Here is a 17,965-nt window from a genome sequence, read left to right as displayed (position 1 = left end):
ACGCATAACACCAACAGGCGACCCATGACGGTAAATGACCCTTCCTCGACCTCCCTGCAGCTTACCGCGGACGGCCAGTTGCGCCACTTCCTGACCCTGGACGGGCTGGACAGGACGCTGCTGACCGAAATTCTCGACACCGCCGATTCCTTTATTGAAGTGGGGGAGCGCAGTATCAAGAAGGTGCCGTTGCTGCGCGGGCGCACTGTTGTGAACCTGTTTTTCGAATCCAGCACCCGCACCCGCAGTACCTTTGAACTGGCCGCCAAGCGCCTGTCCGCGGATGTGCTGAACCTGGACATCAGCACCTCGGCCACCTCCAAGGGCGAGTCGCTCTCCGACACCCTGCTGAACCTGGAAGCCATGGCCAGCGACATGTTTGTGGTACGCCATTCCCAGAGCGGTGCACCCCACTTTATTGCCGAAAGCGTCACCCCTGGTGTGGCCATTATCAACGCCGGTGATGGCCGCCACGCCCATCCCACCCAGGCCATGCTGGACATGCTCACCATTCGCCAGCACAAGGGCCGGTTCGAGGGTCTGAAAGTCGCCATTGTGGGGGATGTACTGCACTCGCGGGTGGCCCGTTCCCAGATCCGCGCCCTGAACGAACTGGGCGCCGCCGAAGTACGCGTGATCGCACCCGCCACGTTGCTGCCAAGGGATGTGGAAAGCCTGGGCTGCAGGGTGGAATATGACATGGCCCGGGGCATGAAAGACCTGGATGTGGTGATCATGCTGCGGCTGCAGAAAGAGCGGATGGAGGGGGCGCTGCTGCCCAGTGAACGGGAGTTCTATCGCCTCTACGGGCTGAACCAGGAAAAGCTGGCCCTGGCCGATCCCGGCTGTATCGTGATGCACCCGGGCCCCATCAATCGCGGCGTGGAGATAGAATCAGCGGTGGCCGATGGCCCGCAGTCGGTGATCCTTAACCAGGTCACCAACGGCATTGCCATTCGCATGGCAGTCATGTCCATGGCCATGGGCGGGCAGGTGGCCGATCGCAACCGCAAGCTGGCAGAGGGAGCCCACGGATGAGCAGCCTGAAAATTACCGGTGGCCGCCTGGCGATTACCGATGAGCTAACCACGATTCTTGTGCGGGACGGGCGCATTGCGGCGCTGGGTAAAGCGGCAGAACAACAGCCGGCAGACAACACTTTCGATGCTTCCGGCTGCATTGTATCGCCGGGTTTTGTGGATCTGTGCTGCAACCTTCGGGAACCGGGCAACGGCCAGAAAGGTAACATCGCCTCGGAAAGCCTGGCTGCGGCCCATGGCGGCTTCACCACTCTCTGTGCCTCGCCGGACACCTCCCCGGTGAACGATTCCGGGGCGGTCACCAATCTTATTCTGGACGTTGCCGCCAAGCGCTCGGCGGTGCGTATTCTGCCGGTGGGCGCCATCACCCGTGGCCTGGAAGGCGACCTGCTCAGTGATATGGCAGGCCTGGCGGGAGCTGGCTGTATTGCCATGGGCAACGGTTCCCGCCCGGTGAAAAATGCCCGGGTACTGCGCCGCTGCATGGCCTACGCCCAGACCTTCGGGCTGACCGTGATGTTCAGCCCCGAGAACCAGGCACTGGCCGCAGATGGCTATGCCCACGACGGCCTTGTGGCATCCCGGCTGGGTCTGCTGGGCATTCCGGAAGTGGCGGAAACCGCGGCGATGATGGAAATGCTGCTGCTGGCGGAGGAAACCGGTGTCCGTCTGCATCTGAGCCAGTTGTCCTGTGCCCGTAGCGTGGAAATGCTGGCGGACGCCCGCAAGCGTGGCATAGCCGTGACAGCGGATGTGGCCATGCACCAGCTGATGTTCACCGAAGAGGCCCTCTCCGGTTTCGACAGCCGCTACCATGTGCGGCCACCGCTGCGCTCGGAAGCAGACCGGCGGGCCCTGTTGGCCGGTGTTCGTGACGGCGTGATCGACGCTATCACCAGCCAGCATCAGCCCCATGATTCCGCCGCCAAGCAGGCGCCGATGGCAGCCACCGAACCGGGTCTTTCCACTGTTGAATCGGCACTGCCCATGGGGTTGTTGCTGGTACAGCGTGGCGAACTGGACATGAAGAGCCTGGTCCGGGCACTCACTGCTGGCCCGGCCGGGGTGGTTGGCCGTTCCGCCGGGCTTCAGGAAGGTGCAGAGGCAGACCTCTGTGTATTCGACCCGAAGGCAACCTGGGTGGCGAACGAACACACTCTCCGCTCAATGGGGCATCACGTGCCACTGCCCGGGAAAGATCTGCCGGGCGTGGTTCGCCTCACCCTGTGTAATGGTCAGCAGGCCTGGCCCCCCAGTCACCTGTAGCTCACTCCAGCATGTCGTAGAAATGTGGCAGAGGTTGCGGAACCTCTGTCGAGCCCGTCACAGTTCCTCACCTTTTTGCTTCAGAGCCCTTGATGACAGGCACCTGTGCCAACGTATTCTTGTCATGGCCGGCCTAATCTCGGCCAGGGAAATGCGGTGAAACACGCACAAACGGATGTGCGGTCGCCCGACAATAATAATTCAGGAGTCATCCCCGTGAAACTAGTCAACCTCCCGCGAAAGGCCACAGCGGTTGCCGCCCTGTGTGCCAGTCTTGCGTTGTCTCCGTTCGCTCAGGCGGAATCGGACCTCATGGAGCGAAGCTTCTGTGTGTTTGATCCGGTCGGGGCCAACGGTCCCCTGTTTGCCATTACCAAAACCTTCAAGCCGGTGGCCCTCAAGGAAGGCATCAAGCTGGACCTGCGTGCCTACACCGACGAGAAAGTCGCCGCTGAAGACTTCAAGGCGGGCCAGTGTGATGCGGTGCTGCTGACCGGCACCCGTGCCCGCGAGTTCAACAAGTTCACCGGCACTCTGGAAGCCATGGGTGCCGTACCCGGCGAAGAGGAAATGCGGCTGCTGTACAACACCCTCAGCCAGGAGAAGGCGCGTTCCTTCCTGATTGACGGCGACTACGAAGTGGCAGGCGTGTTCCCTGGTGGCGCGGTCTATCTGCACACCCGTGACCGGTCTATTGATTCGGTCGAGAAGCTGCAGGGCAAGCGCATTGCCACCCTGGACTTCGACTCCGCATCGGTACGTATGGTCCGCCACGTTGGCGCGTCGGTAGTGGGTTCCAACTCCGCCAATTTTGCCGGCAAGTTCAACAATGGCAGCGTGGACCTGGCATACGCACCGGCCGTGGCCTATTCACCCCTGGAGCTCTACAAGGGTGTGACTCCTGACGGCGGTGTCTTCAAGTATGCGCTGGCTTACATGAACTTCCAGGTGATTATCCATCGTGACCGTTTTCCGGACGATGCCGGCCAGATGGTGCGGGATCAGGCCATCCAACGCATTGATGAGGCGTACGAAATCATCGCCGAGGCTGAAGCCGGCATTCCGGAAGATGTCTGGATGCATCCGCCACAGGAAGACATAGCGGAGTACGACAAAATGCTGCGCAAGGTGCGCCTGTCGCTGCTGGAGGACGGTGTTTACGACGAACGTGCCATCAACCTGATGAAAGCGATTCGCTGCCGGGTGGACGGTTCCCGTTCCGAGTGCGCGTCCTGACCGGATGATACCCGGGAGCCTGGCGGCTCCCGGTTGCCGCACTAGCGGATGGAGTCTTTCAGCGCCTTGCCTGCCTTGAAGCCGACAGTCTTGCTGGCGGGAATGCGGATGGTTGCACCGGTCTGGGGGTTGCGGCCATCGCGAGCCTCACGGCTGCGGATGTTGAAGGTACCGAAACCGATCAGGGTTGTGTCTTCGCCCCGGGCTGCGGCGGCGGAGATCTGGTCGGTGAATGCAGTGATCACTTCGCTGGCCTTCTCCCGGGTGAGTCCGGTCTGATCTGCAACAGCGGCGGCAAGTTCAGGTTTGCGCATCGGGTACTCCTTGTTGTCATTTTTGGTCAAAGGCCGGCGGGTGCGAAACCGCCGGCTGAACAAATCTATAGCGGTTTGTGGGCCAATGTGCAAACCGGCAATCAGAATGCATTTGATTCTCCGCTCTCATTTGCGGGCGGAGTCTCATAAAAACAGGGAGTTGTCGGGGATAATGCTGCTTTGGTTACAAACTGTAACAGATAAAGGGAATGACCCCCGCCTGATAACACTAAAAACCAGAAGGTGCGAAGTTATGTCACATGTTCAGAATCCTGCCAGCCGGACTTCCCAGGGGCTTTTCCGGTTTCGCGGTGCCGTAACGGCTGTGCTGGCGGGTATGGTTCTCAGTGGTTGTGGTGTCGTCAACAACATGATCTACAAGACCACCGGTGATGTGATGCAGGGGTTCTCCCGCAATCACACCGTGCCTTACCTGCTGGAAAATGAGGACCTCGCCATGGGCTGTGCCATGAGCGAAGCGACCGCGCCCCTGCTGATGTCTTTCGGGCGGGTCACCAACGAGCCGGATCAGCTTGCAGTCATGCTTTATCTGTCCGCCGGTGGCTGTGCCGAAGAGCAGGCCCGCGAACATGAGCTCGCCAGCCTGGGGGCATTGCATGCCAGAAACGCCGAGGAAGCCGAAGATGCCACCATTCGCCAGAAGCGTGCACTTTCACTGGCGGCCAAGCGTTACCAGCGGGGCTGGAATCACCACAATGCCTTCTACGGCAAGCCGGATGAGAGCGAGTGCCCGGGATTCGATGACGATCTTGGCGAATTTATCTATATGGCCGGCCTGCTGTCGGGCCTGCAGGCCCTGAACGCTGAGATCCAGTCCACCTCGTCCATCGGTGTTCCCAAGAACATCGGTTCCACTGTTGCCCGCGCCACCAGCTGCCTGGAAAACGAAAAATGGTGGGGTGCGCCCATGGCGCTGCGGGCCACCGTCTGGGCCATGATTCCCGGGGCCCTTCCGGACGGTGAGGACCCCTTCGATCGCCTTGAGATAGCGGACGAGCAGGGCAAGGTTGCCGGCGTCCGAATCAGTCACGTCTTCCACGCCATTGCCGCCCAGAACAAGGGAGACGAAGAACGCCTGCGTTCTGTTATCCGTGACCATGCGGAGGCCATCGACGAAACACCGGCCAATCAGGACTGGCGCTTTGTGGATGCCATGGCCACCCAGATGATCGTCGCCATCTCCGACCGCATGTGGATGGAGAACACCGGGCACCGCACGCCTACCGGCAAGCTTGGAACCTTCTGGGATGACGAGAAGGAAGCCGTCGAAACCATGGATCTGGACGATCTGTTGTAAATCAATGTTCCCAGAGTGAGTTGTTATGTCCCAGGGTGGTTTTCACCGTAGTGGCCGGGAGTGGTTTTCCTCCCTGCCTGCGTGCCTGCTTCTGCTGGCTGTGGTGCTGTTTTCGACAAGTAGTGATATCCACAACCAGATGCTTCGCGGAGGCGAGCAACTGTGGAGCGGGTATTACAAGCTGAGGGCCGACCCGGTGGCACCCAGTTGTGACCCGGACCGGGACATTGAAGCCGCTGTTCAGGAGAAAATGGCAGATGACGGTGGTGATGACCCGATGGCAGCGCTGCTGGGTGAATCCGATAAAGACCCGGACAAGATCCGCCTTTCCATCGAACGCTCCGTGGAGGACTGCCGCAAGAGCTACGCCAGCTATGAAGAGCTGAAGGACAAACTGACACCGGGCGTCAAGGCCTATCGCACGGTGGAGTTGTTCGTGGCCGACCTGATCGCGTTCGGCCTGGAGTCCCAGCGTTACATTCTGGTGATCCTGGTGATGCTGTGCGCGGTAACCGCCACTCTCACGCGACACCATATCGCCATGCGGGCCATGGAAACCCGCCTGGACTACACCGTTTCCCATACCCTGCAGACGGTGGCCAACGCCATGCTGCTGGGCTCCAGCGTGATTTTCCGCCAGTCCAGTTTTGGTTCCGACAATTCCATGTCTTCCGAAGAACTGCTACTCCATAACCTGTGGATCATCGGTTTTGCCGCGCTCACCCTGGCCAGCCTTTACCGGCTGATTCGTGTGCCGGACGATTTGCAGGAAGGCGGTGAAGTGAACAGGGCCTTCCTGGCGGTGCCGCTGTACACGGTTATGTGCCTGATATCCGGCACCTACTTCGCCCTCATAGGCCACGCCTCCGGCATTGGTATCTACCTGGGCAAGATGATGGAGCTGTCGGACATGTTCCTTAACGTGGGCCTGTACGTGTGGGTAGGCATGATGCTGAAACAGACCCGCCTTGCCACCCTTGTGTTCAATGTGTTCCGGCCCTGGCGCATGCCGCCGGAACTGCTGGCAGTGGTGGCGGTGCTGGTTGCCGCGGTGCCCACGGCCTATACCGGTGCGTCCGGTATCTTTGTTATTGCCGCCGGTGCGGTCATCTACAGCGAACTGCGGGCTGCCGGCGCTCGCCGCCAGCTTGCCCTGGCCGCAACCGCCATGTCCGGCTCAATGGGCGTGGTTTTGCGGCCCTGCCTGTTGGTGGTGGTCATTGCCTATCTGAACCGGGAAGTAACCACTGACGAACTGTTCGGATGGGGGATCTGGGTGTTCGTGCTGACGGCGGTGATGTTTACGGCGGTGGCCCTGACGGTCAATCGCCAGAACAGGTTTGAACTGGCACCCGCATCCACTGCCTTTCCGCCCATGATGGGCGCGCTTAAACATCTGGTTCCCTATGCCCTGGTCATTGCTGCAGTGGTGTTGCTGTACCGTTTCGCCCTGGATGTGAAGATGGACGAGTTCTCGGCGCCCCGGCTGCTGCCGGTGATCATGCTGGCCATACTGTTGTACGAGCAAATCAGCCTGAAAAACCGCAAGGGGCGGGCCAGCGGTGAAATCAACCATCAGGGCCTGGAGCGCAGCCTGCGCTCCGCCACCAATGACACCACGGCAGAGATCGGTGCCCTGCTGTTGTTACTCGGTTTGTCGGTCAGCATCGGCGGTGTTATCGAACGTTCCCACCTGATGGAAACCTTTCCCCAGTCATTCGATAGTGCCTGGTCCGCCATGTTGCTGATGGTCGTTATCCTGGTGGTTCTGGGGATGATCATGGACGCCTTCGGCGCCGTCATCCTGGTGACCGCCACTGTCGCCGGCATCGCCTACAGCAGCGGTATCCACCCGATCCACTTCTGGATGGTGACCCTGGTGGCTTTCGAGCTGGGCTACCTGAGCCCGCCGGTGGCGCTGAACCACCTGCTGACCCGGCAGGTGGTGGGTGAAGCGGAAGTGCTGGCAGCACAGCAGGAAGAGGGCACCTTCTACCAGCGCCACGAGCGGATCATCATGCCTCTGATTGCCATGGGCATCTCGCTGGTGCTGGTGGCGTTTGTGCCGTTGCTGTTCTACGCCTGAGCCTGACGCGTGTAAGCGAAGGCATTACTTCATCTCGAAGCCCTTGCCGCGCAGGAAATCCCGCATGTGCGGGCGCAGTTTGGAGGTGAACAGCGGCTTGAGTTGTTCCGACCAGTTGGTGTCCTTGTTGCCACCAGTGCGGGCCTGATAATAGGTGTGCATGGTGGCATCGAACTCCGCCACCAGCTCCGCATCCTGCTCATCCTGGTAGTAATCTTCCTTGAGAATCGACGCCAGGGGCAGACGGGGTTTTATCTCGGGGTTCTGATCCGGATAGCCCAGGCACATGCCGAACACCGGGTAGACGTGGTCCGGCAGGCGCAGCAGCTCGCTCACTTCAGCAGGATTGTTGCGTATGCCACCAATGTAACACACGCCCAATCCCTCGGATTCCGCCGCTGTAGCAATATTTTGGGCAACCAGTGCCGTATCGATACTGGCAACCAGTAATTGCTCGGTCATACCCCGAACCACCTCGGTACCGGCTCGTTCGGCGGCATCCATTGCCCGCTTCATATCCGCACAGAACACCAGAAAATCCGAGCACTTTGCTACATAATGCTGGCCGCCGCTCAGCTCTACCAGAGCTTTCCGATTTTTCGAGCTGACAACATGGATAATGGAATAAGCCTGAACATGACTGGATGTAGCGGCGCTCTGGCCTGCTCGAATCAGATCCTCAAAAAGATCGCGACGAATTTTCCAGTCCTGGAACTTGCGGATCGAGCGGTGTGACTTGAGAAGTTCAATCGTCGGATTCATGGTGCATTCCAGTGCATCCTGAGGGAGTGCTTATCGTGCCATTGGCCAACGTCTTTAGCAAAAAAAGCCCCGCGATATGCATCGCGAGGCTCCTTTAGATATGCACAGGTTTCCAGGCAATGATTACTGGCGGCGACGGAAAGTCAGACCCAGCAACCCAAGCCCCATCAGAGCCAGCGTGCCAGGTTCAGGGACTTGAGCGGTCACTTTAACGTCATCCAGGAAGTTGCCGATGGTGCCATCAGGGCTTACCGAGGTGAACTTAACGGTGGTTGTCGTAGATGTGGCCTCAAACATGCCGTTGAACAAGCTCCACTCGCCCGTCACGTGGTCCGTCAGCGTCCAGTCTGTGCTGATGCTGTCGGAAATTAATGACAGCATAAAACTCTCGGAATTGTTCTGACGGGCGCGGTAAGCAAAACTCAGATTGTAGTTCTGCCCCACGACGGTGTTAATTTCCTGGTAAATGCCAAATGGGCCATCCATATCCGGGTGGGCGTTTAGCTCGGCAAACTGGCTGCCTTCATAGGCATTTACGCCATTGAAACCGCTCTCCCAGATTTCGATGTTGCTGCCGTTCCAGCCATCCACATCATCTGCATTGAAGAATTCCCATGTACCAGTAGTAACGTTAGGATCTTCGAAGCTTCCGTTTTCGATCAAATTAGCGCTTGCGGGGGTGACAATTGCAAGGCTGGCGCCAAGAATACCCAGAGCGGCGAGGCGATTAATGGTCATCATATTGTTTTTCCTTACCCCTTTAGATTAAACGTTATATAACAATCAGCAGGTTGCGGGCCATGACCGCAAATATTTATGGAAAACAAATACATGGGTTTAATTGGAATCCAAAGCCTAAGGTTACGTGTAAATTATTCTGACACACGAAGACCGCGCATATCGCAGTACGAGTGGTTGTAGGAGCGAAGCCGCCGGTCCACTATTAAAGGTACCTTTGTTCGGGGTATCAGAACCTATGCCAAAGAGTGACAAACCAGTCAGCACCCGCTCGGATAAACAGTCGATCGACCAGTTTATTCACCAGGTGCAGAAGATGCCGCAGAAAGGGGGCGGGCAGGGGCGGCTGATCTTTGCCCTGGACGCCACCGCCAGCCGGGAAGCCACCTGGAACCAGGCCTGTGACCTGCAAAGTGAGCTGTTTCTGGCCACCCGGGATCTCGGTGGCCTGGCCATACAGCTTTGTTACTACCGGGGCTTTCGCGAGTTCAAATCCACGGCGTTTGTCACTGAAACCGGGCAACTGCTGAACCTGATGAACGGAGTTTCCTGCCTGGGCGGACGCACACAGATCAGCCGGGTGCTGGCCCATGCCGTCAGGGAAACCCGTGCCCAGCCGGTGAAGGCGGTGGTGTTTATTGGCGATTGTTGTGAAGAGCCGGTGGACGAACTCTGCCATACCGCCGGCGAACTGGGCATGCTCAGAACCCCGGTGTTCATGTTTCATGAAGGCGGTGATGCCCATGCCAGGGCAGTGTTTCAGCAGGTCAGCAAACTCTCTGGTGGCGCCTATGCACCGTTTGACCGCAACAGTCCTAAAATACTGAAGGATCTTATGGCGGCCGTTGCGGTCTATGCATCCGGGGGTGCCAAGGCCTTGCAGGATTTTTCCAGCCGCAGCTCCCCGGAAGTAAAGCGACTGACCCAGCAAATCAGGTAAACGCCACTGTGCCATTAACGTTTCTTGTCATTATTCTCGCGGTTGTTGCGTGGTTCTGGCTACGCAGCCAACCGGCCAGCCAGCGCAAACCGGCCATTATCAAACTGGTGGTGTTTTCCGCCATCCTGATGGTGGTGGTCATGGCACTGACAGGCCGTCTGCACTTCCTGTTTGCCCTGCTGGGGTTCCTGTTTCCCCTGTTACGTCGCTTTTTGCCGGCCCTGCTGGGCGGAGCCATGAGAGGTGGTGCGGGAGGGGACGGTGCCCAGGCTCGAACCGGCAGCCAGTCCCATGTGACCAGCGAAATTCTCGACATGACATTGGACCACGACTCCGGCGACATGACCGGCGAGATCCTGAAAGGGCCCATGGCGGGGCGGGCGCTGGCGGATCTGGGCGAGGACGAGTTTATCGAGCTGCTGCAATATTGCAGACAGAATGACGACGATTCTGCCCGGCTGCTGGAAACCTATCTGGATCGACGATTTGGCGACTCCTGGCGCGCGGATGACCCCGGCACAGGTGACGGCAGCAGCGGGGAAAGCCAGGCGAGTTACCGTGGCGGTGCGCTCTCGGAAAACGAAGCTCGGGATATCCTGGGGGTGGAGCCCGATGCCACCCGCCACGACATCATCCAGGCCCACCGCCGCATGATGCAGAAACTGCACCCGGACCGGGGTGGCAGCAACTACTTTGCCGCCCGCATCAACGAAGCCAAGGAACTGCTCCTTGGCGAATGATGTCAGTCCCCCACTGAATAGGACAGAATCCGTGACAGGTGGCTGTAGGGCAGGCCGGTTTCCCGGTGCCAGTCGTTAAAGGCCGCCTGGGCCTGAACCAGGGCTTTCTTGCTGCCCGGTGAGGCATCCAGCCGCTCTTCCCGGTGCAACCCGGCGGCCACATCCGAAGACAGGATAAACCCGTCCCAGCCTACCCGGCGAAGGAAATACTGGGCCGTGTTGCCGCCCAGACGCGCGCCATTGCGCTTGAGCCACATCAGCAGCCCCACCTGATCCTCCGACGGCCACTGGGCCAGAAACGCCCCGAAACCGCCGTGTTCCCGGGCACCATCCACGATCATGCGGGCATTCTCCGGTACCGTGCGGATTTTCTGCATATTCCGCACAATGCGCTCGTCCCCGGCCAGTTCCTCCAGCACTTCCGGCGGTACCTGCTGCCAGTACAGCGGCACGAAGCCCTTGAACGCTTCTTCAAACCCCGGCCATTTGTTCTCGATCACCCGCCATACAAAGCCGGCCTTGAACACGCAGCGGGTAACCTCGGAGAGGTAACGGTCGTCGCCCATGGCCTCCAGTTCCCCGGGTTCTGCAACCCGGGGCAGAAGTGAGCGCAAAGCAACATCTCCACCCTTGCGGGCGGCCGCCTGATTGTAAATCCGGGAAAAGGACATACCGTAATATCCGAAATCTGGTTGTAGGGCTCAAGGTGTCTGGTCCACTATAAAGGAAACCAATCCAGTCAGGGAGTCACGGTTATGCCAACGATAGGATGGGTATTTCTGCTCGGGGCCATCGCCCTGGTGCTTGGCGGGCTTTTCATGCTTCGCGACAGCGGCAAAATGCCAATTTCAAAGGAAAAAATGAAGAAAATCCAGGCCAGGAAGGCGGAAGTTGAAGCCGAGGAAAGCGCCGAGGACAGGGAGCAGTGGTGAGCCTTGGCATTTAAAACAGATTAATGAGATGGGCACCATAGCTCCCGGGGCAAACGGTAAAGGCAATGTTCACGCAGCCGATGTCCCTCCGCCAAACCCGGATGGTCAAAGGTATTGTTATCGGGCTTCATGCCCAGACGCTCCATCACCGCCCGCGACCGGCCATTGCCAACATAAGTGAAGGACACAATTTCTGCCAGCCCGAGTTGCTCGAACCCGACCGCAAGCGCACCCAGGGCGGCTTCCGTTGCATAGCCCAGGCCCCAATAGGGTCTTGCCAGCCGCCAGCCAATCTCCACGCAGGGGGCAAAGGGGAAATGGTGGGCAGGCCGGTGCAGGCCCACAAAGCCGATAAATTCACCAGTGGCCAGTAACTCCGTTGCCCAGAAGCCCCAGCCGCGCTCGGCAATCAATGCCCTGCACTTTTCCGCCATTGCGTTGCTCTCGCTTCGACCCAGCGTTGCAGGAAAATATTCCATCACCTCGGGGTCCGCGTTAAGCGCGGCAAACGGCTCCTTGTCCGCCTCTCGCCACTGGCGCAGGCGGAGGCGTCGGGTTTCAAATTCAATCAACTGATTCATTATTATTGCCCGCACCCGTCACGGCCGCGTACGGGAATATCAAAATGCAGCACATTCTCCCTGATTCCGAGCTTTGAATATAAGGCAATTGCTGCCTCATCTTCAGGCCCGGTATCGGCCTGAACAAAGATGACATAAGCACCGCAATCCGCCCCTATAGTCTGTAGTTCCTGTATCAGAGATGTCGCAATACCCTTTCGCCGGTGTTCTACAGACACAGCGAGATCGTAAATATAGATCTCGCTGCGCTCCTGTTCGAATTTCCTGAGTGCATAGGCTGCGAGCCCGCCGACAACCTGCCCGTCTTCCAAGGCCGCCAACCCTGCACTCGCCAGATGGTTAGAACTCCAGGGCAAGGTTTCTGCCGCCAAGAAAAAGCACCCAAACCATCACCGTAACCCAATGAATGATCACGGGAACCCAGATGGACCGGGAAATGACGTAACTATAGCCACAGGTGGCTCCCAGAGCGCACACGATAACCAGAAACCAGGGGTCCAGGAACAGAGAAATAGCAGTAGGATTAAACGCCAGCGCGTTGACCGGATGCCATACCACGAACGCTACCGTACTGGTTCCGATAGCCCGGGCAGCCGCGTGGACACCGGACTCCAATATGTCCCGCGGTATGAGAATGCCCCTGAAGAAGGCTTCCTCAAGCAACGAGGGGAACACAAACAATATAAGGGGTAACACGGGCGCAATTTTCGAATCCAGCCATCCGACCTTCAATAACCCCGCCTCAAAGCCAACAGACACCGATACAATTGCCAGCACCGGCACCAGTGCCCAGGCCTTCAGTGGGGCCTTGAAAGGTGAGGTCAATAAACCCTGACCAAGGTTGTTTCGAAGGTATCCTGCCATCTTATGATTGCCTGAGCGCATAGTCATAAACACGGAAGGCATAGATGGTATACAAAACCATTAACACCGACTCGATAATGCCTACGATTGGATCCAATATGTCTGCATACAGGCCCGCCTCATTCAGAACTGAGGCCAGCAGAAAGTAGGGCGCGTAGACCACGAGCGTTATGATCAGCCCGCCGTTCAGCAGAATCCAGAAATGCTCTCTGGTGGACTCCCAGCTCGACTTCAGGCTCTGCAAGGGGGCTTGTTTCTTGAGCAACAGATCGAACTCGGAAAAGGCAAACCTCGCCGCCAGGAAGAGCCCGGGCAATATAAAGAGTGCAAAGCCGAAACCAATGGTGAGAATCAGCAACACGGTTAATACAAAATAGGACGGCCAGTGCTTTAGGCCCAGGGCCCAGGCCTGGCTGGCGGTTAAATCCCGGTCGTTAATGACGGAGGCGATATAAAATACGATTGCAGCACCAAATACCGGATACACAAGGGCATAGGCAATCACTGGAATGAATGACACCAAGCCGGCCTCATCGTCAGCCAGGTTCTGATAGTAGACAAAGGAGAAGATTTCGAGGGGTATAGTGAACGGTACCATGATCAGGCAGATCGCAACAAAGTTTGCCCGGAAAAAAGACCAGGTATCCAGCAAGAAAGTTTTAGTCAATGTCATCTCCGTCTGAAGTGTTGAGGGCCTGGGCCCAGGCACCAGTCCAAACCGCAGCCTAGCCCACACCCCTGTATCCTGCCACGGCGTACCGAAGGCGTGGATGTTTTTCGCAGCCATAAAAAAGCGCCCTGCTCAAAGAGCAGGGCGCTTTTATCGGTAAAGGCGGGCTTCAGGCTTTCGGGCCAGCCTCTACGATGGCGTCGGAAACATCAAACTTCTTGAAGTTTTCAACAAACTGGCCGATCAGTTCGGCGGCCTTGGCGTCGTAGTCTTCCTTGCTGGCCCAGGTATTGCGCGGGTTCAGCAGCTTGTTATCTACGCCGGGCACGTCTACGGGCACGCTCAGGTTGAGGGTGGGCAGGTGCTCGGTTTCGGCGTCGTCCAGGTCGCCATTCTGGATGGCGGCGATGATGCCACGGGTGGTGGGGATGCTGAAGCGCTCACCCACGCCGTGGGGGCCGCCGGTCCAGCCGGTATTGACCAGGAAAACCTTGCTGCCAAACTCGTCCATGCGCTTCATCAGCAGCTCGGCGTAAACGCCGGCCGGGCGCGGGAAGAAGGGCGCGCCAAAGCAGGTGGAGAAGGTGGCTTTCAGCTTGGAAGAGGAGCCCATTTCGGTGGAGCCCACCAGTGCGGTGTAGCCACTGAGGAAGTGGTAGGCCGCGGCTTCCTTGCTGAGGATGGACACGGGCGGCAGTACGCCGGTCATGTCACAGGTCAGGAATACAATATGCGACGGCTCGCCGGCACGGTTTTCGATGACGCGCTTCTCAACGTGCTCCAGCGGATAGGCGCAGCGGGAGTTTTCAGTAAGGGAGACGTCGGTGTAGTCCGGCTCGCGGGTTTCCGGGTCGATGGTGACGTTTTCAACGATGGCACCGAAGCGGATGGCGTTCCAGATGATGGGCTCGTTCTTCTGGCTCAGGTCGATGCACTTGGCGTAGCAGCCGCCCTCGATGTTGAAAACGGTGCCCGGACCCCAGCCGTGCTCGTCGTCGCCGATCAGGAAGCGATCGGGGTCGGCGGAGAGGGTAGTCTTGCCAGTGCCGGAGAGGCCGAAGAACAGGCAGGTTTCGCCATCTTCGCCCACGTTGGCGGAGCAGTGCATGGGCAGCACGTCTTTTTCCGGCAGCAGGAAGTTCTGCACGGAGAACATGGCCTTTTTCATCTCGCCGGCGTAGTGCATGCCTGCCAGCAGTACCTTGCGCTTGGCAAAGTTGATGATCACGCAGCCGTTGCTGTTGGTGCCGTCACGCTCGGGCACACATTCGAAGTTGGCGGCATTGAGGATCTGCCATTCCTGCTTGTCGGCCGGGTTGAAGCTGTCCGGGCGAATGAACAGGTTCTGGCCGAACAGGTTCTGCCAGGCGGTTTCGGTGGTCATGCGTACCGGCAGGTAGTGTTCCGGGTCAGAGCCGACGTGTACGTGGCTTACAAAGCTGTCTTTCTCGGCGATGTAGGCTTCGACACGGTCCCACAGGGCATCAAACTTTTCCGCGTCAAACGGGCGGTTGATGGGGCCCCAGTGGATGTCGTCGGAGGTGCTCGGCTCCTCGACGATGTAACGGTCCATCGGGGACCGGCCTGTGCGCTCGCCGGTCTTTACCACCAGTGAACCGTTTGCGGCCAGTTGGCCTTCGCGTCTTTCCAGTGCCAGCTCAACCAGTTGCGCTGCACACAGATCATTATAAGTGTTACTCACTTCGACCTCGCCCTCGGGATGTGATCGTGATTACCCAGGCCGTCCCCCCTGAAAAAATTGACGGAAATCTGAGCAATCGGGTCAATTCAGGCGCGCTATTATGCCAGAGACGCCGGTAAAAAACGACTGCCCCGGAAGCCGCACTGCGACTGGCTTCCGGGCCATCCAGCCAGGAATTCAGTGTAACGTATGACCGGTGAAAAGGTGATCAATATCATTTCTATCGAAGCGATAGTGAGCGTGACAGAACTGGCAATCCATTTCGATGGAGCCCTGTTCGTCAAGGATGCTGTAGCACTCTTCCTTGCCGATGGCCTCGAGCGCGCCGAGGGTCCGTTCCCGTGAACAGCTGCAACGGAAAGCGACCGGCTCGGCGTCAAACAGTCGCACCGTTTCCTCGTGAAACAGGCGGTGGAGTACTGTTTCGCTGTCCAGAGTCAGCAGCTCTTCGGCTTCTAGGGTGCTGGCCAGGTGGTTGAGACGGTCCCACAGGTCGGAGTCCTGTTCGGTATCGCCGGGCAACTTCTGCAGCATCAGGCCGGCGCTGCAGTTTTCGTCGGCAAACAGGAAGAAGCTGGTGGGGATCTGTTCGGACCGTTCGAAATATTCCTTCAGGCAGCCAGCCAGGTTTTCCTCTTCCCTCGGCACCACGCCCTGGTAGCGCTGGCCCTTGTCGGGAGAGATGGTAATGGCCATGCGGCCCTGACCCAGCAGGGCATCCAGGGATTCCTCCGTCACCGCGTGTTCGTCGTATCGGGCCAGGCCGCGAATGAATCGGTCATGGCTGCATTCAGCCATCAGCGTGCGCAGGGGGCCTTCGCCCTGGGCCTGCAGGGAAAGGGTGCCTTCAAATTTGAGAGTGCTGCTCATGAGCACACTGGCTACCAGGGATTCCCCCAGCATACGTCGCACGGATGCGGGATAAGGCGCCTGGTTGCCGATTTCGCTGTAGCTGTCGTTAAGCTTCACCCAGGCGCCCCGGACCTGGCTGTCTTCAAAGATAAATCGCTGGAACTGGTCCCGGGATGCCATGGTGTTTTCTCCTGAGCGTTAAATTGGGAATCGGTTAGTCATCGAGGCGGGGCGCTAGAGCCCGTTCTGCTCGCGGAAGCGCTGGATATCCCGGCGGTCTTTCTTCGAGGGCCTTCGTGCCGGAGGCAGTTGTGCCGCCTGCATGGTCTTGCGCTGCCAGGAGAGTTCTTCCCGGCGTTTTACGCTGTCTTCGGTCTCGTGGTAGAGCTTCTGGGCTTCGGGTGCGCCCCGGCGCCGATCACTGATGTCGTCGACCACAACAATGCGCTCCTGCCATCCCTGCCGCAGGGTCACTTTTGCGCCCGTCTCCACCAGTTTTCCGGGCTTGGTTCGCTGGCTGTTGTAGTGAACCTTGCCCCCTTCGATGGCCTGCTTGGCGAGGTTGCGGGTTTTGTAGAAACGTGCTGCCCACAGCCATTTGTCGAGTCTTACGCGGTTGTCGTCAGTGGTGGTCGCCGTCATGTCTCCTCACCTGATGAGCGTATAGCCATAGTATAGCTGGCTCACTGGCCGGATGGCAGGGGCTGGCGTTGACGCAGGGCCGGCAGGATTTCATCAAAATGATGAATCGAGGGGATGTCCGGGTGCCTGTCCCGGGCGGCCTGTTTGCTGTCGGGCGCCAGAATGGCCAGGCATTGCGCAATGCCGGCGGTGCGGGCGCTTTCCAGTACCGGGAAGCTGTCGTCCACCATCAGGGTGGCAGCAGGCCGGTAGGGCTCAAGCTGTGTAAGATCCTGCCAGAAGGCCGGGTCTTCCTTGGGCTTGCCCAGCTGGTGGCTGGAGACAATATTGTCCACTTTGCTGTCCAGCCCGGTGCGTTGCAGTTTCAGGCTCAATGGGTCCGGGTGGCAGTTGGTGACGATGACTGAGCGCAGGCCGGCACCGCGCACGGCATCAAGGAAATCCGTGACATGGGGGCGGTAACCAATGCGCTCGCCCACTTCGGCTTTCAGGCCGGTAATGTCCAGCTCCAGACGGTTGCTCCAGTAATCGGTGCAGTACCAGTTCAGCGAGCCCCGTTCAGCCATGATCATGGGGATGATGGTGTTGCGGGCTTCGTCAGGGCTGAGGTTATTGTGCTCGGCATAACGCCTGGGCAGGTGTTCAAGCCAGAAGTGGTTGTCAAAGTGCAGATCGAGCAGAGTTCCGTCCATATCCAGGAACACAGTGTCGAGGGAGTGCCAGTCCACCATAAACAAAAACAGCCTGAGGTTGATTGACCTTCAGGCTGCCGAAGTCTGCTCAAATTGGCAAGACGGGATTCTACGGATCAGTCGTCGCTTTGCTCGACGGTTTCCGGCTTCTTGCCGATGCGGGTGCAACCCAGGCAGCGCACAAAGGTCGCTTTGGCCGGATTGACCACCAGCACTTCACCGGCTTCACCTGCGTTACCGCCAAGTGCGGAAAAGGGCAGGGAAACCAGGTAAACCACACTTCCCACAACGGTGGTGGCAAACAGGGCGGGACGAACAAAGAGCGCATCTCCGGTCATTGCCAGCGCGGAGGGTTCTTCGTCAATAGCCTGGGCATGGCCGACGGAGGAAAAAGCCAGCAGGCAAACCGCTAAGGCTGTAATAACGATATGGGAAATCTTACCGGTCATTTCTTGTTTCTCCTGAGCTTGTCGGCGCTTTCTATCAACTGGTTCAGTGTTACCGGGTTAACTGGCCGATGGTCGCCCCGCCTTGGGTGGCTGACGATACATAGTTCACTTATTGTAGCTTAAGAATATGGATACTCTGTT

At 58.5% G+C, this 17,965-nt stretch carries 20 protein-coding genes and 1 pseudogene; 8 read left to right on the top strand and 13 right to left on the bottom strand.

Annotation, left to right across the window (positions count from 1 at the left end; all coding sequences use genetic code 11):
• Positions 1-24 precede the first annotated feature (24 nt).
• The 3 genes from HLUCCO03_RS16855 to HLUCCO03_RS16845 all read left to right on the top strand — a co-directional run bounded on the left by HLUCCO03_RS16855 (position 25) and on the right by HLUCCO03_RS16845 (position 3,542).
• On the top strand, positions 25-1,038 hold the full coding sequence (locus HLUCCO03_RS16855; RefSeq protein WP_027830105.1) for an aspartate carbamoyltransferase catalytic subunit: 1,014 nt from the start codon (positions 25-27) through the stop codon (positions 1,036-1,038).
• Positions 1,035-2,306, top strand: a complete 1,272-nt coding sequence (locus HLUCCO03_RS16850) for a dihydroorotase (protein WP_027830104.1) — start codon at positions 1,035-1,037, stop codon at positions 2,304-2,306. The genes HLUCCO03_RS16855 and HLUCCO03_RS16850 overlap by 4 nt, the downstream gene beginning before the upstream one ends.
• A 312-nt stretch (positions 2,307-2,618) precedes the next feature.
• A complete protein-coding gene (locus HLUCCO03_RS16845) occupies positions 2,619-3,542 on the top strand; it encodes a putative solute-binding protein (RefSeq protein WP_292016755.1) in 924 nt (307 codons plus the stop codon).
• Between the two features lie 41 nt (positions 3,543-3,583).
• On the opposite strand, the gene HLUCCO03_RS16840 is transcribed toward HLUCCO03_RS16845, so the two are convergent.
• A complete protein-coding gene (locus HLUCCO03_RS16840; RefSeq protein ID WP_027830102.1) occupies positions 3,584-3,856 on the bottom strand; it encodes an HU family DNA-binding protein in 273 nt (90 codons plus the stop codon).
• Positions 3,857-4,109: 253 nt separating this feature from the next.
• Here HLUCCO03_RS16840 and HLUCCO03_RS16835 point away from each other — a divergent pair, with 253 nt between their 5' ends.
• Together HLUCCO03_RS16835 and HLUCCO03_RS16830 are read left to right on the top strand one after the other, a co-directional pair.
• Complete coding sequence (locus HLUCCO03_RS16835) at positions 4,110-5,174, top strand: hypothetical protein (RefSeq protein ID WP_027830101.1); 1,065 nt, start codon at positions 4,110-4,112, stop codon at positions 5,172-5,174.
• Positions 5,175-5,199: 25 nt separating this feature from the next.
• Positions 5,200-7,260, top strand: a complete 2,061-nt coding sequence (locus HLUCCO03_RS16830; RefSeq protein WP_027830100.1) for a TRAP transporter large permease subunit — start codon at positions 5,200-5,202, stop codon at positions 7,258-7,260.
• Between the two features lie 24 nt (positions 7,261-7,284).
• Here the strand turns inward: HLUCCO03_RS16830 and nfsA are convergent, their stop codons facing one another.
• Both nfsA and HLUCCO03_RS16820 read right to left on the bottom strand, forming a co-directional pair.
• Positions 7,285-8,022 (bottom strand): oxygen-insensitive NADPH nitroreductase, encoded by a 738-nt coding sequence (gene nfsA / locus HLUCCO03_RS16825; protein WP_027830099.1) that lies wholly within the window; start codon positions 8,020-8,022, stop codon positions 7,285-7,287.
• A gap of 123 nt (positions 8,023-8,145) precedes the next feature.
• Entirely contained in the window at positions 8,146-8,763 is a 618-nt protein-coding gene (locus HLUCCO03_RS16820) for a PEP-CTERM sorting domain-containing protein (RefSeq protein WP_027830098.1), read from the bottom strand.
• Positions 8,764-8,998: 235 nt separating this feature from the next.
• On the opposite strand from HLUCCO03_RS16820, the gene HLUCCO03_RS16815 reads away from it, so the two are divergent.
• Positions 8,999-9,700, top strand: coding sequence for a hypothetical protein (locus tag HLUCCO03_RS16815; protein WP_027830097.1), 702 nt, complete (start codon positions 8,999-9,001; stop codon positions 9,698-9,700).
• An 8-nt stretch (positions 9,701-9,708) separates the two neighbouring features.
• Complete coding sequence (locus HLUCCO03_RS16810; RefSeq protein WP_027830096.1) at positions 9,709-10,440, top strand: DnaJ domain-containing protein; 732 nt, start codon at positions 9,709-9,711, stop codon at positions 10,438-10,440.
• A 2-nt stretch (positions 10,441-10,442) separates the two neighbouring features.
• Here the strand turns inward: HLUCCO03_RS16810 and HLUCCO03_RS16805 are convergent, their stop codons facing one another.
• Complete coding sequence (locus tag HLUCCO03_RS16805) at positions 10,443-11,111, bottom strand: DNA-3-methyladenine glycosylase I (RefSeq protein ID WP_027830095.1); 669 nt, start codon at positions 11,109-11,111, stop codon at positions 10,443-10,445.
• Between the two features lie 84 nt (positions 11,112-11,195).
• Here HLUCCO03_RS16805 and HLUCCO03_RS16800 point away from each other — a divergent pair, with 84 nt between their 5' ends.
• The gene (locus tag HLUCCO03_RS16800) at positions 11,196-11,372 is read left to right on the top strand and encodes a DUF2897 family protein (protein ID WP_081813463.1); all 177 of its coding nucleotides are present in this window, start codon (positions 11,196-11,198) and stop codon (positions 11,370-11,372) included.
• A 20-nt stretch (positions 11,373-11,392) separates the two neighbouring features.
• On the opposite strand, the gene HLUCCO03_RS16795 is transcribed toward HLUCCO03_RS16800, so the two are convergent.
• From HLUCCO03_RS16795 to HLUCCO03_RS16755, 9 genes and pseudogenes are all read right to left on the bottom strand, one after another.
• Positions 11,393-11,953: a GNAT family N-acetyltransferase gene (locus HLUCCO03_RS16795; RefSeq protein ID WP_036197080.1), complete on the bottom strand. Its 561-nt coding sequence runs from the start codon at positions 11,951-11,953 to the stop codon at positions 11,393-11,395.
• A gap of 2 nt (positions 11,954-11,955) precedes the next feature.
• Positions 11,956-12,273: pseudogene (locus tag HLUCCO03_RS16790) on the bottom strand (GNAT family N-acetyltransferase); the annotation flags it as partial.
• A 19-nt stretch (positions 12,274-12,292) separates the two neighbouring features.
• A complete protein-coding gene (locus HLUCCO03_RS16785; protein WP_027830093.1) occupies positions 12,293-12,817 on the bottom strand; it encodes a CPBP family glutamic-type intramembrane protease in 525 nt (174 codons plus the stop codon).
• Between the two features lies 1 nt (position 12,818).
• On the bottom strand, positions 12,819-13,604 hold the full coding sequence (locus HLUCCO03_RS16780) for a YciC family protein (RefSeq protein ID WP_081813460.1): 786 nt from the start codon (positions 13,602-13,604) through the stop codon (positions 12,819-12,821).
• Positions 13,605-13,656: 52 nt separating this feature from the next.
• Positions 13,657-15,189, bottom strand: coding sequence for a phosphoenolpyruvate carboxykinase (locus HLUCCO03_RS16775; RefSeq protein ID WP_027830091.1), 1,533 nt, complete (start codon positions 15,187-15,189; stop codon positions 13,657-13,659).
• Between the two features lie 177 nt (positions 15,190-15,366).
• On the bottom strand, positions 15,367-16,221 hold the full coding sequence (hslO, locus tag HLUCCO03_RS16770; RefSeq protein WP_027830090.1) for an Hsp33 family molecular chaperone HslO: 855 nt from the start codon (positions 16,219-16,221) through the stop codon (positions 15,367-15,369).
• A 54-nt stretch (positions 16,222-16,275) separates the two neighbouring features.
• Positions 16,276-16,683 carry a ribosome-associated heat shock protein Hsp15 gene (gene hslR, locus HLUCCO03_RS16765; RefSeq protein WP_027830089.1) on the bottom strand — a complete coding sequence of 136 codons (408 nt, stop codon included), beginning with the start codon at positions 16,681-16,683 and terminating at the stop codon, positions 16,276-16,278.
• A gap of 41 nt (positions 16,684-16,724) precedes the next feature.
• Positions 16,725-17,414, bottom strand: coding sequence for a GMP/IMP nucleotidase (yrfG, locus tag HLUCCO03_RS16760; RefSeq protein ID WP_027830088.1), 690 nt, complete (start codon positions 17,412-17,414; stop codon positions 16,725-16,727).
• Positions 17,415-17,491: 77 nt separating this feature from the next.
• The gene (locus tag HLUCCO03_RS16755) at positions 17,492-17,824 is read right to left on the bottom strand and encodes a hypothetical protein (RefSeq protein ID WP_027830087.1); all 333 of its coding nucleotides are present in this window, start codon (positions 17,822-17,824) and stop codon (positions 17,492-17,494) included.
• Positions 17,825-17,965 lie beyond the last annotated feature (141 nt).

The sequence above is a fragment of the Marinobacter sp. HL-58 genome (genome assembly GCF_001314605.1).
Taxonomy (GTDB): domain Bacteria; phylum Pseudomonadota; class Gammaproteobacteria; order Pseudomonadales; family Oleiphilaceae; genus Marinobacter.
Note: the sequence above shows the minus strand (reverse complement) of the source record. Positions and strands in the feature narration are given on the sequence as shown.

What these genes read in the sequence shown, in the direction of transcription:
- HLUCCO03_RS16855 (WP_027830105.1), top strand. Translation starts at nt 25, where the DNA reads ATGACGGTAAATGACCCTTCCTCGACCTCCCTGCAGCTTACCGCGGAC.
- HLUCCO03_RS16850 (WP_027830104.1), top strand. Translation starts at nt 1,035, where the DNA reads ATGAGCAGCCTGAAAATTACCGGTGGCCGCCTGGCGATTACCGATGAG.
- HLUCCO03_RS16845 (WP_292016755.1), top strand. Translation starts at nt 2,619, where the DNA reads ATGGAGCGAAGCTTCTGTGTGTTTGATCCGGTCGGGGCCAACGGTCCC.
- HLUCCO03_RS16840 (WP_027830102.1), bottom strand. Translation starts at nt 3,856, where the DNA reads ATGCGCAAACCTGAACTTGCCGCCGCTGTTGCAGATCAGACCGGACTC.
- HLUCCO03_RS16835 (WP_027830101.1), top strand. Translation starts at nt 4,110, where the DNA reads ATGTCACATGTTCAGAATCCTGCCAGCCGGACTTCCCAGGGGCTTTTC.
- HLUCCO03_RS16830 (WP_027830100.1), top strand. Translation starts at nt 5,200, where the DNA reads ATGTCCCAGGGTGGTTTTCACCGTAGTGGCCGGGAGTGGTTTTCCTCC.
- nfsA (WP_027830099.1), bottom strand. Translation starts at nt 8,022, where the DNA reads ATGAATCCGACGATTGAACTTCTCAAGTCACACCGCTCGATCCGCAAG.
- HLUCCO03_RS16820 (WP_027830098.1), bottom strand. Translation starts at nt 8,763, where the DNA reads ATGATGACCATTAATCGCCTCGCCGCTCTGGGTATTCTTGGCGCCAGC.
- HLUCCO03_RS16815 (WP_027830097.1), top strand. Translation starts at nt 8,999, where the DNA reads ATGCCAAAGAGTGACAAACCAGTCAGCACCCGCTCGGATAAACAGTCG.
- HLUCCO03_RS16805 (WP_027830095.1), bottom strand. Translation starts at nt 11,111, where the DNA reads ATGTCCTTTTCCCGGATTTACAATCAGGCGGCCGCCCGCAAGGGTGGA.
- HLUCCO03_RS16800 (WP_081813463.1), top strand. Translation starts at nt 11,196, where the DNA reads ATGCCAACGATAGGATGGGTATTTCTGCTCGGGGCCATCGCCCTGGTG.
- HLUCCO03_RS16795 (WP_036197080.1), bottom strand. Translation starts at nt 11,953, where the DNA reads ATGAATCAGTTGATTGAATTTGAAACCCGACGCCTCCGCCTGCGCCAG.
- HLUCCO03_RS16785 (WP_027830093.1), bottom strand. Translation starts at nt 12,817, where the DNA reads ATGGCAGGATACCTTCGAAACAACCTTGGTCAGGGTTTATTGACCTCA.
- HLUCCO03_RS16780 (WP_081813460.1), bottom strand. Translation starts at nt 13,604, where the DNA reads ATGGCTGCGAAAAACATCCACGCCTTCGGTACGCCGTGGCAGGATACA.
- hslO (WP_027830090.1), bottom strand. Translation starts at nt 16,221, where the DNA reads ATGGCATCCCGGGACCAGTTCCAGCGATTTATCTTTGAAGACAGCCAG.
- hslR (WP_027830089.1), bottom strand. Translation starts at nt 16,683, where the DNA reads ATGACGGCGACCACCACTGACGACAACCGCGTAAGACTCGACAAATGG.
- yrfG (WP_027830088.1), bottom strand. Translation starts at nt 17,414, where the DNA reads ATGGTGGACTGGCACTCCCTCGACACTGTGTTCCTGGATATGGACGGA.
- HLUCCO03_RS16755 (WP_027830087.1), bottom strand. Translation starts at nt 17,824, where the DNA reads ATGACCGGTAAGATTTCCCATATCGTTATTACAGCCTTAGCGGTTTGC.